Genomic DNA, 15,282 nt, shown 5'->3' on the forward strand with positions numbered 1-15,282 from the left:
GTCGAACACGTTGCTTGCGGCGGGGCCATGCCGGTGCCGTCTCGGTGCGGCGACAGATGTTGGGGCGCTTCGCGAGCAGGCTGGAACGTTTTTCCGAAAATCATTCGCGCCGCGGCGCGAGTGCTGGTGACGGTCCTGGGACGGAATTCTAGACTGTGCCGACCGCGGTGCCGTCGGGTCAAGACCGAATCGACCGACCGATCGACCCGCCACGCGATCACCTCCGCTTGCCCCCCCGCATTCACGCATGTGACTGGTTTCGGCTGACATGAATAGTTTCAGCTTGGACTACATCGATGATTTGTATGTCCAGTATGTTCGCGACCCCGAAAGTGTGCCCGACACGTGGCGACAGTATTTTGAGCAGTTCATGCTCGGTTCGCGAACCGCACCGGCGCGTCGGGAGGAGGCCGCGGTTGAGCGTGACGGACGTCGCCGGGGAGGCGCATCCGCACAGGCTGCTGGAGGCGCGGTGGCGTCCGGTGGCGCAGTGTCCGTGGCCGCCCCGCCGCTGACCCGCAAGGGATCGACCGGAGATGAATCGACCGATCAGGCGTTGTGGATGTCGCGGATGCAGGACCGCGTCAATCAGCTGGTGCGTGAGTATCGGGTCCGGGGGCACCTGCGTGCCCAGTTGGACCCGCTGGGGTTTGACCGTGGGGACGCGCCCGAGCTGAGTCCCCAACGGTACGGCGTCAGCGACCAGGATCTTCAGCGGCGGCTGGATTCCGCGGCGTTGGAACACGTCGAGGGCGACACGTTGGACGTGATTTTGCAGAAGCTGCAAAACACGTACTGCCGTTCGATCGGCGCGCAGTTCATGCACATCGACAATCGCAATATCCGCGATTGGCTCCAGCAACGGATGGAAAGCACCGAGAATCGGCTGGAGCTTTCCCACGAAAAGCAACGGCGGATTTACGCACGGTTGGCCGACGCCTCGATTTTCGAAGAGTTCGTGCGGCGGAAATTTGTGGGCGCCAAAACGTTTTCGCTCGAAGGCGCCGAAACCTTGATCCCGATGTTGGACCTGGCTCTGGAAAAAGCCGGCGAACACGGGGTGAAGGAAGTTGTCATGGGGATGGCCCACCGCGGCCGTCTGAACGTGATGGCGAACATCTTGAAGAAGCGGGCCATGAACATTTTCTGGTCCTTTGACGACCCCAATCCCGAGATGAATCGCGGCGGCGGCGACGTCCGCTACCACCTGGGCTACAGCAGCGATTGGAAGACGGCCCGCGGCGACAAACTGCACATTTCCCTGTGCTTCAATCCCAGCCACCTGGAATACGTCAACACGGTGGCGCTGGGACGGACGCGTTGCAAACAGGACCGGCGTGGCGATTCGAAACGCCGCGAAGTCATGACCATCCTGATCCATGGCGACGCCGCTTTCGCCGGTGAGGGCGTTGTGCAGGAAACGCTGAACCTGAGCCAGTTGCCGGGTTATCGCGTCGGCGGCACGTTGCATGTGATCATCAACAACCAGGTGGGGTTCACCACCGAGCCGTCCCAGGGACGCAGCACCACCTACGCGACCGACGTCGCAAAAATGTTGCAGGTGCCCATTTTTCACGTCAACGGGGAAGACCCGGAGGCCGTTGCGCAAGTGGTTTCGCTGGCGATGGATTTCCGCAACGAATTCCAACGCGACGTCGTGATCGACATGTATGCCTATCGCCGTTGGGGGCACAACGAGGGCGACGAGCCGCGATTCACACAGCCGCGGATGTACGTCGAGATCGACAGCCGCGCCAGTGTCCGCGAGCAGTACCTCAATCGGCTGAAGACCCTCGGGAAGATCACCGACGCCGAAGCGGAAAAGATTCAGCAGAAACGAACGGAAAAGCTGGAATCGGAATTCGCCGCCAGTCAGGCGGAAAAATTCGTCCCCGACACTCAGACCCTGGCTGCCGGATGGGCGGCTTACTTCGGCGGACGCGAGCCCGTTGATCCGACCGACACGACGTTCGATGAAACGCGGCTGGGCGAGCTGGTCGACGCGGCGACGCGGTTGCCCGGCGAGTTTTCCCAGCACAAGAAGCTCAAGCGTTTGTTGGCCAATCGTCGCAAAATGGCCAGCGGTGAAAAACCGTTCGATTGGGCCACCGCCGAACTGGCCGCGTTTGCCACGCTGCTGGCCGACGGCACCTCCATCCGATTGACGGGACAGGATTGTCAGCGGGGCACGTTTAGTCAGCGGCATGCCGTCCAGCATGACGTCAAAACCGGCGCGACCTACATGCCCTTGGAACACATCGGCGAGCATTTGGGGTTCAAGCAGGGCCGGGTGGAAATGCACAACAGCCCGCTGAGCGAAGCCGGCGTGCTGGGTTTCGAATACGGATATTCGCTGGACGCCCCCGATGATCTGGTCATGTGGGAGGCCCAGTTCGGCGATTTCTGGAACTGTGCCCAAGTGATTGTCGATCAGTTCATCGCCAGCGCCGAGGACAAGTGGAATCGGTTGAGCGGCTTGGTGATGTTGTTGCCACACGGTTTCGAAGGCCAGGGACCGGAACACTGTAGCGCTCGCGTGGAACGTTTTCTGGCAATGTCAGCCGAACACAACATCCAGGTTTGCCAGCCGACGACTCCGGCGCAATATTTCCACCTGCTGCGGCGCCAAGTGCTCCGCAATTGGCGCAAGCCGCTGGTCGTCCTGACGCCCAAGAGCTTGCTGCGGCACCCCGAGGTGATTAGCGATCGAAGTGAATTGTCCGACGGCGGCTTCCATCGCATCCTGGGTGATCCCGAGGTCGATCTGGCCACCGCCCGCCGCGTGATGTTGTGCACCGGCAAGATTTATTACGACTTGAAAAAGTCGCGTCGTGAACGGGAGCTGGAAGACGTCGCATTGATCCGGGTCGAGCAGCTGTATCCGCTGGAGGCCGAACAGTTGATTTCGGCGCTCTCCGGTTTGCCACGCGGCCGCGACGTGTACTTCGTCCAGGACGAACCGCTGAACATGGGCGCCTGGCCGTACATCAAACTGAAGTTTGGTGACGAAATCGCATCGACCGGTTGGGAACTGGTTCCGGTCACGCGAGCGGAATCGGCCAGTCCCAGCACGGGCAGCATGGCGGCCCACTTGCTAGAGCAAAAAGAGCTGATCGAAGCGGCCTTCGAAGGCCTGTGAGATCCGTAGCCACGCTCGCCAGAGCGTGAAGTTTCCAGCGTTGCCACCGCCTGGGGAAGGTCCCTAGATCGAATTCGTGATCGACGCGTATTCGGCGAGACAGTAGTGCGGTCCGGCTCGCCACAAAGTCTGGCGAAAAGAGTTTTCAAAATCTCTTTTGCCATCAAACGCTTCGCCGATGATTCCTTCGTTCGATTGGTTACAATCGCCGGCGACCGGCCAGGACGGTTGCCGGCCCGCCACAAGGTAAGCGATTCAATCGCAGGCGGGTCCGGGTTGTTCGGCCGGCGCGGGCACCACCTCGCGGACCGCTAAACGCGGAACCGCGATCCGCAACCAACGGAATCGAGGGCGGTCGTCACTGCCGATGACTGCGCTCGTGCGGACCCTTTTCCCCTCCCATTACCATCAGCCGACGCACGGATGACAACGCTTTCTGTAAGCCAGCTTTCGACGCTCCGTTGGGACCTGGAGTCGGAGGTGATCGCCTACGCCAAACACGGTTTCAGCGGGATCGGTCTGTACCGTCCCAAGCTGGAGGACTACGGCGTCGATCGGGCCATCGAACTGTTGGCCGAACATTCCATGGCGGTCACATCGCTTTCCTGGGTCGGCGGCTTCACCGGAAGCGACGGACGAACGTATGAGGATGCGGTGCAAGATGCGATCAAGGCTGTCATCCAAGCGGCGGAATTGAACGCCGACACGTTGATCGTCCTGGCCGGCGGAAAAAACAATCACATCCAAACGCATCTGCGACGGACGCTTTGCCAGGCCCTCTGCCGCCTGGCGGCCGTCGCCTGCGAACACGGAATCCAATTGGCTCTGGAACCGTACCATCCTGGCTGCGGCGACGAATGGTCTTTTGTCAACGACCTGCAATCGACGCTGGACATCATCGAGCGGGTCGGCAATCCGGCACTCGGCCTGGTCTTGGACACCTATCATGTCGGGATGGACGAGGGAGCAATGCATTGGCTGCCTGATGTGGCACCACACATTCACCTGGTCCAATTAGGCGATGGACGCCATTGTCCGCATGGCGAGATGAACCGCTGTTTGCTCGGTGACGGTTGCGTTCCGTTGGGCCGATTGATGGAAATGCTGCACGAGCAAGGGTATCGTGGGGCCTGGGAAGTCGAGCTGATCGGTGAGGATGTGGAAACGATCGGTTACGAGCAACTGCTCGATCACACCAAACGCTACCTGGATCGCACGTTCGCCGGGCTGTGCTGAGCGACGCGGTTGCGGTCCCCGGCGAATCCCTGTCAGAACCCCATCTGGCAGTCCCGATCAGTCAGTCCCGATCAGTCAGTCCCGATCAGTCAGTCCCGATCAGTCAGTGCCCACCTGTCTCTCCCCGATTGAGGTGATTTGCCGGCGATGAACCAATGGCTGCCGCCCGTGATGTCTCTGCTGCCGATCGTGGTGGTGGCTGTCTTCCTTGTGGGACGTCGCTGGCCGGCATCCAGGGCGATGCCGTTGGCGTACTTGGGGGCGATCTCGGTTGCGTGGCTGTACTGGGGAATCGCACCCGTGCAAATTGCCGCCGCGTCGTTGAACGGTGTGGTGGTCGCGATCACGCTGCTGTACATCGTGTTTGGCGCGATTCTGCTGCTCAACACCTTGAGTGAAAGTGGTGCTCTGGCCGTGATCCGTCGCGGCTTCACTCAAATCAGCGACGATCGCCGCGTTCAAGTGATCATCGTCGCATGGTTGTTCGGATCCTTCATCGAAGGCTCAGCCGGATTCGGAACGCCCGCGGCGGTGTGTGTCCCGTTGCTGGTGGGGCTGGGGTTTCCGGCGAAGTCAGCGGTGATTTCCGGGATGCTGATCCAATGCACCCCGGTGTCTTTCGGGGCGGTCGGGACACCGATCTTGGTGGGTGTAAAGAACGGATTGGACAACAGTCCGGGCGTGAGCGATTACGCAGCCCAACAGGGAATGCTGTCGTGGACGGAATTGCTTCCGATCGTCGGCGCCCGCGTGGCGCTGATTCACGCCGTTTGCGGAACGGTGATTCCGCTGGTGGTCGTGTGCGTGATGACTCGTTTGTTTGGTGCGAAACGCAGCGTCGCCGAAGGGCTGCAAGTGTGGAAGTTTGCGTTGCTGGCGTCACTGTGCATGACAGTCCCGTACGCAATCATCGCCCGCCTGCTGGGGCCCGAGTTTCCGTCGCTGTTGGGCGCTTTGGTGGGGCTAGCGATCATTATCCCCGCGGCGAAGGTAGGGTTTCTGTTGCCCGAGGACACGGGGTGGGATTTTCCGCCGCGAACCGATTGGCCCTCCAACTGGAACGGATCCGTCGCCATCGACTTGGACGACGCACCTCGACGGATTCCACTGTGGGAAGCCTGGTTGCCTTACCTGGTGATCGCCATTCTGTTGGTCATCACTCGACTGCCCCAACTGGGCATTGGCGATTCGTTGAAGGCCTGGACGATCCCGAGCGACAGCCCGATGCTGCATTCGGTGTTTGGCTCAGGAATCGAAATCAAACCGATCCAATGGTTGTATGTCCCGGGCAGCGTGTTCGTGTTGGTGTCCCTGGGGACCGCCGCGTTGCATCGGATGAGCCGGCCCGCGATCGGACGCGCTTGGGCGCGGTCGGGACGAATGATCTTTTCCGCCTCGGCGGCCTTGTTGTTTGCCGTCCCCATGGTCCAGGTTTTCATTCATTCCGGCGGCGGGAGTTCGGGGTTGGAGGCGATGCCGATTGTTCTGGCCGAAGGAGTGGCTTCGGTTGCCGGTGGGGCGTGGCCGTTGTTTTCGCCGTTGGTCGGCGGTCTGGGAGCATTCGTCGCCGGCAGCAACACGATCAGCAACATGATGTTCTCGCTGTTTCAGTTCCAGGCTGCCCAGCAAATCGGCGCGGATCCCCTGTGGGGTGTTTCGTTGCAGGCAGTGGGCGGTGCGGCCGGGAACGTGATCTGCGTTCACAATGTGGTCGCCGCCTGCGCGGTCGTGGGGCTGGTCGGACGCGAAGGCGACGTGATTCGCGTGACCGCGCTGGTGTTCTTCTACTACATCCTGGTAGCCGGATTGATCGGGCTGACGGTCGCGTGAGATCTCGTCCGCCTGAGGTCTCGGTGGCGTTGCCGGCCGTTTTGGGGCAAGACGTGCAGGCGGCTTGGCGTTGGCCGTCAGGGCTGGGGAGGCCGGATGTCACGAAAAAGACTGCGCCGCACTGCCGATGCGGTTAGGATAGAGGGACTGGCACGACGGAAAATGTCGTCGCTCGGACGCCAGTGGTTGAATGCGGAGTGATCCCGTGGATGCGAATACCACCCAATTTTTGCGTGGGGGCTACGCCGTTCTGGCAGCGATCCTGGCGAGCTTGGTCGCGATCGCTGACTGGTATTGGCAAGGTGCAGGTGCCATCGCGGTCTTGTACGTGGGAGTGGTGATCGTCGCTTCGCAGTCGAGGAACGCTGCGGTCGTCCTCGTCTCCGCCGCTGCGTGTGTGGTCCTGCTTCTGCTGGTCGGTGCTCTCAATCCGGTCGCCGAGCAGTTCGTTGCCCGTCTGTTGATTGCTTTGACGATCGGTGCGGTCACGCTGCTGAGTCTTCAGTGGTTGCGTTTAAGGTCCAGCCAACTGAGACGCGTCGCGATTGATCAACGCTGGGCAAGCGATATCGAGGAGACTCATCGAGAGCGGGATTCCAAGAGCCGTGAATTGACTTCGCTTGTCGAACAGTTGAATGCCGAACGACAAAAATTGGCGCTCAGCGAAGAGCGCACGCGACTGCTGTTGAATTCGGCGGCCGAGGGCATCTACGGGCTGGACAACGAAGGCAATTGCACGTTCGCCAACACGGCCTGTGCCGAGATGTTGGGGTATCAATCGGCCGATCTGTTGCTGGGGAAAAACATGCATGCGTTGACGCATCACACCCGAGACGGAGGGGAGGTGTACCCGATCGGTGAATGTCAAATTTCGCATGCATTCCTACGGGGGACGTCGGCGCATTTGGAGGAGGAAACTTTCTGGCGCCGCGACGGGTCGTCATTTCCGGCGGAATGTTGGTCGCATCCCATTTACGAAAATGACCAGCTGATCGGGGCGGTGGTCACCTTCACCGATGTCACCGAGCGGAAGCGATTGCAAGAAGCGCTCAAACGCGACAACGAAGAATTGGAGCGTGTCGTTTCGGTTCGCAACAGCGATCTGGCGATGGCACGCGACCGCTTGGAGCTGGCGCTCACGGCGGGGAACGTGGGCCTTTGGGACTGGAACGCGCGCACCAACAAAGTCTACTACTCGGCCACCTACAAGAAGCAGCTGGGGTATCCGCACGATGTCCAGTGGAACCACTTCAGCCACTGGGAATCTCAGCTTCATCCCGACGATTTCGATGTCGCCCACGAGCGAGTGAATGAATACTTCGAGCATCGAACCAACGAATACAAGTCGATCTTTCGGCTACGCTGCAAAGACGGCTCCTACCGCTGGATTCTCGCTCAGGGCGACGCCACGTTTGACGAACAGGGACTGCCGATGCGAATGATCGGCGTGCACGTTGACATTACCGAGAGAATTGAAAATGAGCGAGAACTGAAACGATTGAACCATGAATTGGAGCGGGCCAACGAAGCGTTGCAGGAGAGCAACGTTCAATTGCAGCAGTTCGCCTACGTCGCCTCCCACGACTTGCAAACGCCGCTCCGCGGCATCACCGGATTCGCGCAATTCCTGAGGACGGACTATGAGGGCCAGTTCGATGAAAAGGCGGATGACTACATGCGTCGGATCGTCGAAGCTGCCAAGCGGATGCAACGGATGATCGACGATTTGTTGATCTATTGTCGCGTCGAATCTCGTGCGGCACCATTCGAGCGAACCGACTTGAACGACATTGTCAACGACGCGCTCGCTTTGCTGGACGCATCGATTGAAGAGCGTGGGGCCGAGATCCAGTGCGCGACTTTGCCGTCGATCGATTGCGACCGCTCCCAGATCCTGCAGTTGCTGCTGAACCTGATTGGAAACGCGATCAAGTACTGCCGCGACAAACCGAGGGTGCAGATCGATGCGGATGTCGGGCCGGAGCGGTGCCTGATCTCGATTCGCGACAACGGGATCGGCATCGGCGAAGAGCATTTGGAGAGGATCTTCGAAATCTTTCGTCGGCTGCACACGCGCGAAGCTTACCCGGGAACGGGGATCGGGCTGGCCGTTTGCCGTCGGATCGTCCGCCGTCATGGAGGCAAGATTTGGGCCGAATCCGTGGACGGGCAAGGCAGCACCTTTTTCGTGGAGTTGCCGATCAATCCGTTGCACGCACCGGCCGTCGAAGCGTCATTTGGGGACCAAAACCCGGAAACCACGGAGCCGGCGGGGCGGGCCTCGAGAAACGCATCGGACGGCGGAACGACGGGCCAGGCGATCAGCCCGCCGGCCCGCCCGCCTGAGGTGCCGCAGCATTCCGGGCGGCATTCTGGGGCACCGCTCGATGGGGAGCGGCTCCAAAACGGCTGAGGAAAAACATTGCCAGACGCGAGAAAAAGCCGCCCGAAGCCCCCCTGTGGTGCGTTAGAATTCCGTACAGACTAGGGGCAAGCCAGTTCGCGTCACATGATTCGCGTCGCTTTGGGTTGCAAACGTCATGAGTAGTTTCAATACGTCGGTTCTGTGCCGTGTGCCGCAAGGACCAGCGACGCAGTTCGTCGCGGAATCGATGATCGAACGATTGAACGCGAGTGGGCAATTTTCGAGCGAACAGTTGGGATTGGTCCGGGAGGAACTGAGGCGGTGGCTGAATCACCAGTCGTCTCTCTCGTTCGAAGAGTCCTTAGAGCGCAAGAAGATTGGTCGTTACGTGATCCAGGAGCTGTTGGGCTGCGGTGGATCCGGCCAGGTCTTCAGCGCGTTGACGGAGGACGGCAGTGAGCGGGTGGCCCTGAAGGTGTTGCGGTCGATCCACTCAACCGACCGGTTCAAGCGTGAAATGGACTTGGTGCAGCGGCTCGCGCACCCCAACGTCGTGATCTCCTACGAAGTCGGCCAGCAGGATCAGATTTTGTACATCGCGATGGAGCAATTGCTGGGGCCGGACCTTCAAAAGTACGTGCTGCATCACGGCCCCTTGGATTGGAAACGCTCCTTGGATGTGATGATTGATGCGGCGCGCGGATTGGAACACGCCCACCGCCGCGGACTGATCCACCGGGATGTGAAGCCAGGCAATCTGATGTTTGACGGCGACGAAATCGTCAAGGTCACGGATTTGGGGTTGGCGGCGTTGTCGGATCAGGAGGAACAGGCGTCGCTGGCAGTTTTCAATACGCTGGATGGTGTTTCGGCGGGGACTCCCGATTTCATGGCTCCCGAGCAGGCGATTTCACTTTCCTCGGCGACCGCGCTGTCCGATGTTTACTCGCTTGGAGCAACCTGGTTCTACTTGTTGACGGGCCGCTCTCGGATTCCCGGCGACTCGCTGTGCGACAAGCTGCGAGCACTGCGGCACAATCGGTCGTTGGGGCGACTCTGTCATGACGTCGCGCCCAGTCACGTCCGAGCGGTCTGGGAGAAGATGGTCGCCCACCAACCGGAGAACCGCTACCAATCGATGACGGAAGTTCTGGAAACACTTGAATCCATCCGCCCCGTCAACATCGAGCCTTGCGGGAAGCGGAGTGTGGAAGTGTTGATCGTCGAAGACAATCAGGACGACTTGGTGTTGACCGTGGAAATGCTGCGCCGGGCGAACAGTTCGATCACCACCCACGCGGCGCACTCCGTCGCCGAAGCGGTTGAGCAACTGCGTGCACATCCGACAATCGATGTCGTCCTGTTGGATCTGCAATTGCCGGACAGTTTTGGCTGCGGGACCGTGCAGAAGATGCGAGGCCTGTTCGAAGACTTGCCGATTCTGGTGCTGACCGGTCAACAAGACGTCTCGGTGGGTGAAGCCTGTATCGCGGGTGGCGCGGATGATTTTGCAAGTAAGAACGATCTGAATGCGAACGTTTTGGAAAGAATGATCTTTATCACCCTGAGCCGCCGGAGTCATTCGGCCGAATCCTTGGCGACCCCATGATCTGCAGCAGAGGAAATCACTACCATGGAGCGCACGAACCTTGTCTTACTGGTTGAGGACGATGCCGACGATGTGCAGCTGACTCGTGAAGGATTTCGACGCAGCCGTGATTCGGTTGATCTTTACCACGTTCCCGACGGCAGGATGTGCCTGAGATACCTGCGAAAAGAGAACGAGTTTGCGGAAGCTCGCACGCCCGATTTGGTGCTGCTGGACTTGAACATGCCGGTCATGGATGGTCGTGACGTGTTGGCGGAACTGCGGGAGGATCCCTGTCTGGACCAATTGGCCGTGGTCGTGTTGACGACCTCGCGCGCCGAAACCGACCTTCGCATTTGTTATCAACTGGGCTGTCGCTCCTACATCGTCAAGCCCATGGACGTCTTCGAATTTCAATCGGTGGTGGACCGTCTGTGCACGTACTGGTTTGATACGGTAACGCTACCCTCTGGATGACTGCCGGCCAGCATTGTCGCCTTTCGCTCCGCGAAAGCGGCGGGAAGGCGCCGGTTGGACCGAACAAATCTTGGTCAGCTTAATCGCGTTGTTTTCCGTAACGCCGATAGAGATACTCGCCTCTCTTTAACCCGGCTTTTTTACCGTTGTCCCGAATGTATTTCCGCAGATACTCATATTGTTCGGGGCTGCGAACCAAGTGGTCGAAAGGTTCTTGTTGCCAGAATTTCCCGGTTTGGTTCAGGGCACGATTGATTTGCCGTGCCGTAAAGTGCAACCAGGAATCAAGCTGCGCCACCAGCGAATCTTCCGACGCGAAGCTCGCCAGCAAGTGGACGTGATTGGGCATCACGATAAAGTCGCCCATGCAATAGCGATCGCCGTCAAAGTGAAGCAGCGAATTCGCCACGATCTTCGCCAATTCCGGTTGCCGCAGAACGCACCGTCCGTGACAGCAGTCCAGGTAGGTTTCGCGGCACCGATTAAACTCTCGATGGAATCGGTTAAGATCTGAACGACCAAGCTTCTGCAAAGCGTCTCGCCAGGGCAGTTCGATTCCCGTGTGTCGGTGAATCCAATGATTCTTCTGGCGGTCCCATCGCTGCAAGACGTCTCTGGGAACCGAGTCTGCCGTACGGAATGTGATGAAGACGATCGCGCCGGCTTGCGACCAGTGGGGGCGATTGTGCCGACTGATCGCAAGGGAAGCCTGTGGGTCATACAATTCCCCCAGCGGTTTGTCATCCATTGGATAGCATTGCCTCCTTTCGAGCGTCGCGTTTGTGTTGGAGGACTCGGGTAGTCGAACGCTACTTTCGCGGAGCGAAAGGCGACGGAGTGTCATTGTCGCCTTTCGCTCCGCGAAAGTGGTGTGGCGGCACTGACGGATCGCACTCTGGGCGGAGCAGAAGTGTGTCAAGCAGGTTCGTCCTGCGTTTTGATCGGAGAGATGATGTCGATGAGTCCAACGGTCCGATTGGCGGATTATTCGTGCGAACGTCACGCGCAGTCGATCGTGCGATTGCTTGACGGCTACGCCCGGGATCCGGCCGGGGGTGGCCAGCCGATCCCGGCCGACCGGTTGAGCCGGCTGGTCGGCGAGCTGGCGCGTCGCCCTTACGCCTTCAGCTTGCTTGCTTTCGTCGACGATCGGGCCGTGGGATTGATCAATTGTTTCGAATCCTTTTCCACGTTTGCCTGCCAGGGGATTGTCAACATTCACGACGTAGTGGTGGAACGTGAGTTTCGCGGACGGGGGATTGCGGGGGAGTTGCTGCAGGCCGTTGAGGAGGTTGCCGCCGAACGAGGTTGCTGCAAAATGACGATGGAGGTTTTGGAGGGCAATGAACCGGCCCAACGCGCCTACCGCAGATTCGGGTTTGTCCCCTACCAGCTTCGGGAGGAAGACGGCCGGGCGATGTTCTGGGAGAAAAAGATTGACGTCGGTGGGTCGCCGCTCTGACGCGTTCAATTCCGTTATGATTTGGCCCGTCGCCCTGCCCTGGTCGCCCTGCCCCGGTCGACCTGCTGACTGATTGCCGCCGTTCCCCTTGCCGTTTCGCTGGTGCTCGTGATGAAAATCGCTCGTCTCTTTGCTCATCGCGTCGAACTGCCGCTGATCGAAGGGTCCTACAAGTGGTCCGGCGGCAAATCCGTTTCGGTGTTCGACAGCACCCTTGTGGGAGTCGAGACCGAATGCGGGCTGACCGGATACGGCGAGGTTTGTCCTCTGGGACCGTTTTACTTGCCGGCTTACGCGGAGGGTGTCCGGGCGGGGCTGCGGGAGTTGGGGCCGCACCTGTTGGGCATGGATCCGAGAGAACTTGGCAAGTTGAATGTGCGGATGGACGCGGCGCTGAAGGGACACCCGTATGTCAAATCCGGCATCGACATCGCTTGCTGGGACCTTCTGGGCAAAGCGGCGGAGCTTCCGGTCTGCGTGTTGATGGGCGGACGGTTTGGGGAGAGCGTCCGGCTGTATCGGGCCATCTCCCAGATCGAACCGGATCGGATGGCCGAAAACGTCGCCGGCTATCGCGATCAAGGCTACACGCGTTTTCAACTGAAAGTTGGCGGCGATCCGGATACGGACATCCAGCGGATTCGGGCCGCCCGTGCCGTCCTGCAACCGACCGACCGCCTGGTCGCCGATGCCAACACGGGCTGGACACAGCACGAAGCGATGCGCGTCGTCCGCGCGGTGCACGATTTGGATGTCTACATCGAGCAACCGTGTTTGAGCTATCAGGAATGCCTTGCCGTGCGTCGAAACACCAGCCATCCATTCGTGCTGGACGAAAACATCGATTCACTGGACATGCTGTTACAGGCCAAGTCCGATTTGGCGATGGATGTCGTCAACTTGAAAATCAGCAAGTTGGGTGGATTGACCAAAGCCAAGCAAGCACGTGACCTGTGCGTCTCGATGGGAATCGCGATGACGCTGGAAGACAGCTGGGGTGGTGATGTCACCACCGCTGCAATCGCTCACTTGGCCCACAGCACCCCCGAACCGTTTCGGTTCACGAGCACGGATTTCAACAGCTACGTTACCGTCAGCACTGCCGAGGGGGCGCCGAAACGGCAGGACGGGATGATGGCCGCGAGCTCGGAACCGGGGCTGGGAGTTACCCCGAAATGGGAGGTTCTGGGGCCACGGGTCGTGGAAATTGCGTGACACGCCGACCGCGAGTCTTCGTTCGGTTGGGGGCGCGGCACGACCGTGGGCCCTGCGGACGGCTGGCGGCGGTGTGGACGGCTTAACGTACCGGGCTGTGGTTGGTAGCTTTGGGACGTCTCACAATACGTCTGCCTCGAGAGCAAATCTGGTCGATGACTGTTTCCGAAGAACATGTACTGGTCATTCCCGCAAGCGTGATCGATTCGATCGGCGCGATTGAAGGATTTGAGTCCGGAGTCGAACGGTTTTTGGGCCCGATCCTTGCCAGTGATCAGTTGGCCTACCGGCCGCGGAGTCAGATGGAAGTTGATCCCAGCTTCAAACAGCTGATTCCCTACGTCGTGCTGCAATGGACCGATGCGGAGGGGCAGGTGCATGTGTTTGCCTACACACGCGGCGGCGGAGGCGGCGAGGCTCGGTTGCATGCCAAGCGAAGCATCGGAATCGGCGGGCACATCAGTCGCGAAGACGCCGGCGACGGTGCGGACGCGTACTCCACCGGCATGCAGCGGGAACTGGAGGAAGAGATTCGTTTGGGTTCGGAGTACACCGAATCACGCGAGGGGTTGATTTACGATCCGTCCAATGAAGTGGGCCAGGTTCACCTGGGCGTCGTTCACCGATTTGTGCTCGATTCACCCGATGTCTCCAGCAACGAAGCGGACCTCGCCGATGGCGGCTTCGTGCCCGTCAGCGACCTGTTCGAGCAGCGTGAGGGGTTGGAGACCTGGAGCCAGATCACGTTGAACGCCCTTTACGGGTCACCTTGAGGTGGGTGGGGATCGAACGTGATCTATCTGGACAACCACGCAACCACCCCTTGTGACCGCCGCGTGCTGGATCGCATGCTGCCGTGGTTGACCGAGAAGTTTGGAAACCCCCACAGCACCTCGCACGAAATCGGACGTGAAGCTGCACAGGCCATTGATTCGTCGTTAAACGTCATGGGGGCGATTCTGGGGGTCGCCGCCGACTCGATCTTGATGACCAGCGGTGCGACCGAGAGCAATAATCTGGCAATCGACGGCGTTTGTCGGCATCCGCGACAGAAACGGCGGAATGTGATCACCACGACCATCGAGCATCCGGCGGTATTGGACGTGGTGGATCGATTGGAAAAGGATGGCTTTCGCGTGACCCGCGTCCCGGTTCATCAGCAGGGGCATGAATCGGCTGGACAAGTTGACCTGGCCGCGCTGCGCGATGCATTGAATGAGGACACGGCACTTGTCTCGGTGCATTGGGCCAATAACGAAATCGGCGTGATCCAGCCGCTTGACCAGATTGCGGCGATGGTCCACGAAGCCGGAGCCCTGCTGCATAGCGATGCGACACAGGCGGTGGGAAGAATCCCGGTGTCGTTGGCTGAGGTCGATGTGGACCTGCTGAGTGCTTCGGCGCACAAGTTTTATGGGCCCAAGGGCGTCGGGTTTTTAACGATCGCCAGCGGCTGTCATCCCCGTCGCGTCCGTTTGAAACCTCTGATCGTCGGAGGCGGCCAGCAACGCAATCTTCGAAGCGGGACGATGGCTCCGGCCAACGTGGTCGGCTGCGCCGCCGCCATGGAACTGGCCTGTGCCGAAATCGAGTCGACCGCCCGGGAAGCTCTGTCATTGCGAGATCGGTTGTGGAGCGGCCTGAACCGGTCCATCGACGAATTGCGGTTGAACGGATCATCGCTGGAGCCGTCGGGCCGCCTGGTCGGCAACTTGAACGTGATGCTTCCCGGAATTGAAGGTGAAGCGTGGATGTCGGCGACCCCGGGCGTGGCGTTCAGCAGCGGCTCGGCTTGCAGCAGCGTAGACGCGAAACCCAGTCATGTTTTGACGGGCATTGGGTTGAGCGAAAGTGAAGCGCGGCGGAGTGTCCGATTCGGCGTCGGCAAGTTCAACACACGCGACGAGATCGAACTGGCAATCGCAGCGTTGGTCGAGGGATTCCAGCGCGTAGCAGGGTCGCTGCAGTAG

11 protein-coding genes are annotated in these 15,282 nt (G+C 59.9%); 10 read left to right on the forward strand and 1 reads right to left on the reverse strand.

Annotation, left to right across the window (positions count from 1 at the left end; translation table 11 throughout):
• Positions 1-268 precede the first annotated feature (268 nt).
• From FYK55_RS21715 to FYK55_RS21740, 6 genes are all read left to right on the forward strand, one after another.
• Positions 269-3,139 carry a 2-oxoglutarate dehydrogenase E1 component gene (locus FYK55_RS21715; protein ID WP_150078714.1) on the forward strand — a complete coding sequence of 957 codons (2,871 nt, stop codon included), beginning with the start codon at positions 269-271 and terminating at the stop codon, positions 3,137-3,139.
• A gap of 423 nt (positions 3,140-3,562) precedes the next feature.
• Positions 3,563-4,375: a sugar phosphate isomerase/epimerase family protein gene (locus FYK55_RS21720; RefSeq protein WP_150078715.1), complete on the forward strand. Its 813-nt coding sequence runs from the start codon at positions 3,563-3,565 to the stop codon at positions 4,373-4,375.
• Positions 4,376-4,522: 147 nt separating this feature from the next.
• A complete protein-coding gene (locus FYK55_RS21725) occupies positions 4,523-6,205 on the forward strand; it encodes an L-lactate permease (protein WP_150078716.1) in 1,683 nt (560 codons plus the stop codon).
• 205 nt (positions 6,206-6,410) lie between these two features.
• Positions 6,411-8,618, forward strand: coding sequence for a PAS domain S-box protein (locus FYK55_RS21730; protein WP_161604670.1), 2,208 nt, complete (start codon positions 6,411-6,413; stop codon positions 8,616-8,618).
• A 127-nt stretch (positions 8,619-8,745) separates the two neighbouring features.
• The gene (locus tag FYK55_RS21735; RefSeq protein ID WP_150078718.1) at positions 8,746-10,179 is read left to right on the forward strand and encodes a protein kinase domain-containing protein; all 1,434 of its coding nucleotides are present in this window, start codon (positions 8,746-8,748) and stop codon (positions 10,177-10,179) included.
• A 24-nt stretch (positions 10,180-10,203) separates the two neighbouring features.
• Positions 10,204-10,635 carry a response regulator gene (locus tag FYK55_RS21740; RefSeq protein ID WP_150078719.1) on the forward strand — a complete coding sequence of 144 codons (432 nt, stop codon included), beginning with the start codon at positions 10,204-10,206 and terminating at the stop codon, positions 10,633-10,635.
• A 79-nt stretch (positions 10,636-10,714) separates the two neighbouring features.
• On the opposite strand, the gene FYK55_RS21745 is transcribed toward FYK55_RS21740, so the two are convergent.
• A complete protein-coding gene (locus FYK55_RS21745) occupies positions 10,715-11,383 on the reverse strand; it encodes a transposase (RefSeq protein ID WP_150078720.1) in 669 nt (222 codons plus the stop codon).
• A gap of 210 nt (positions 11,384-11,593) precedes the next feature.
• On the opposite strand from FYK55_RS21745, the gene FYK55_RS21750 reads away from it, so the two are divergent.
• The 4 genes from FYK55_RS21750 (at position 11,594) to FYK55_RS21765 (ending at position 15,282) form a co-directional block, all read left to right on the forward strand.
• Positions 11,594-12,097: a GNAT family N-acetyltransferase gene (locus FYK55_RS21750; protein ID WP_201743774.1), complete on the forward strand. Its 504-nt coding sequence runs from the start codon at positions 11,594-11,596 to the stop codon at positions 12,095-12,097.
• Positions 12,098-12,208: 111 nt separating this feature from the next.
• Positions 12,209-13,312, forward strand: coding sequence for a cis-3-hydroxy-L-proline dehydratase (locus tag FYK55_RS21755; RefSeq protein WP_150078722.1), 1,104 nt, complete (start codon positions 12,209-12,211; stop codon positions 13,310-13,312).
• A gap of 155 nt (positions 13,313-13,467) precedes the next feature.
• The gene (locus FYK55_RS21760; RefSeq protein ID WP_150078723.1) at positions 13,468-14,085 is read left to right on the forward strand and encodes a phosphoesterase; all 618 of its coding nucleotides are present in this window, start codon (positions 13,468-13,470) and stop codon (positions 14,083-14,085) included.
• A gap of 18 nt (positions 14,086-14,103) precedes the next feature.
• The gene (locus FYK55_RS21765) at positions 14,104-15,282 is read left to right on the forward strand and encodes a cysteine desulfurase family protein (RefSeq protein ID WP_150078724.1); all 1,179 of its coding nucleotides are present in this window, start codon (positions 14,104-14,106) and stop codon (positions 15,280-15,282) included.

Source organism: Roseiconus nitratireducens (genome assembly GCF_008629675.1).
In the GTDB taxonomy this organism is placed as follows: Bacteria; Planctomycetota; Planctomycetia; order Pirellulales; family Pirellulaceae; genus Stieleria; species Stieleria nitratireducens.

What these genes read in the sequence shown, in the direction of transcription:
- FYK55_RS21715 (WP_150078714.1), top strand. Translation starts at nt 269, where the DNA reads ATGAATAGTTTCAGCTTGGACTACATCGATGATTTGTATGTCCAGTAT.
- FYK55_RS21720 (WP_150078715.1), top strand. Translation starts at nt 3,563, where the DNA reads ATGACAACGCTTTCTGTAAGCCAGCTTTCGACGCTCCGTTGGGACCTG.
- FYK55_RS21725 (WP_150078716.1), top strand. Translation starts at nt 4,523, where the DNA reads ATGAACCAATGGCTGCCGCCCGTGATGTCTCTGCTGCCGATCGTGGTG.
- FYK55_RS21735 (WP_150078718.1), top strand. Translation starts at nt 8,746, where the DNA reads ATGAGTAGTTTCAATACGTCGGTTCTGTGCCGTGTGCCGCAAGGACCA.
- FYK55_RS21740 (WP_150078719.1), top strand. Translation starts at nt 10,204, where the DNA reads ATGGAGCGCACGAACCTTGTCTTACTGGTTGAGGACGATGCCGACGAT.
- FYK55_RS21745 (WP_150078720.1), bottom strand. Translation starts at nt 11,383, where the DNA reads ATGGATGACAAACCGCTGGGGGAATTGTATGACCCACAGGCTTCCCTT.
- FYK55_RS21750 (WP_201743774.1), top strand. Translation starts at nt 11,594, where the DNA reads ATGAGTCCAACGGTCCGATTGGCGGATTATTCGTGCGAACGTCACGCG.
- FYK55_RS21755 (WP_150078722.1), top strand. Translation starts at nt 12,209, where the DNA reads ATGAAAATCGCTCGTCTCTTTGCTCATCGCGTCGAACTGCCGCTGATC.
- FYK55_RS21760 (WP_150078723.1), top strand. Translation starts at nt 13,468, where the DNA reads ATGACTGTTTCCGAAGAACATGTACTGGTCATTCCCGCAAGCGTGATC.